Annotated in this window: 1 protein-coding gene; it reads right to left on the reverse strand. The window is 38.5% G+C overall.

The annotated features are described in order from the left end of the window. Positions 1 to 20: 20 nt before the first annotated feature. Positions 21 to 677 carry an IS1595 family transposase gene (locus tag JMX98_RS13960; RefSeq protein WP_201587436.1) on the reverse strand — a complete coding sequence of 219 codons (657 nt, stop codon included), beginning with the start codon at positions 675 to 677 and terminating at the stop codon, positions 21 to 23. Positions 678 to 737 lie beyond the last annotated feature (60 nt).

A 737-nucleotide genomic window follows, 5' to 3' on the forward strand; every position in this document is an offset into this window, starting at 1 on the left:
GGGGCTGTAGTAGATAAGGATTAAATATCACACCATTTTCTCAAGGTTTTCAGCTGATTAGATGGTGAGCCATAGTTAAATCTAAACTCGCACTCTTTTAAAAATAAATGGAAGTTCTTCTTATCGATTCCATTATACTTTCTGAGTGTTCGTTTAGACTGATTCCAGAAGTTCTCAATGCCATTGATGTGATTGTTTTTACCGCAAGTAAACTCTATAGAGTGATTGACTCTGAAATGTTTAAACTCGCTCACATCTAATGCATTGTAACTTCGATAGCTATCCGTATAAACAAAGCTGTCAGGCTTGATTTTACGCTTAATAACAGGCATTAGAGTAGTCTGTTTGGTGTCTGCCACGACAATGGTATATACCTTACCGTTTCGTTTTAGAATCCCAAAGACAGCGGTTTTACCAGCAGCCCCGCGACCTCTTTTGCCTTTGCGTACACCGCCAAAGTAACTTTCATCTAATTCGACCTCACCATCAAAAAGTTCATCAGCTTCTAATGAGAGATGGTAATCTATCACAAGTCTTATTTTATGATAAAAAAGTGCAGCAGTATTAGGCTGAATATCAAGCAAATCTGCGGCTGTTCTAGCCGTCACTTCAGCTGTGAAAAACTCTAACAGCCTTCGCTGTACTTTTTTACTTAGTTTACAACGGGTTATCTTCATAAAAGTAGTCTAGCATAGTGCTTATCTACTACAGCCCCTTTTAATTTGATACTGAGCCCC

The organism is Psychrobacter sp. HII-4, assembly GCF_904846595.1.
GTDB classification, from domain to species: Bacteria; Pseudomonadota; Gammaproteobacteria; order Pseudomonadales; family Moraxellaceae; genus Psychrobacter; species Psychrobacter celer.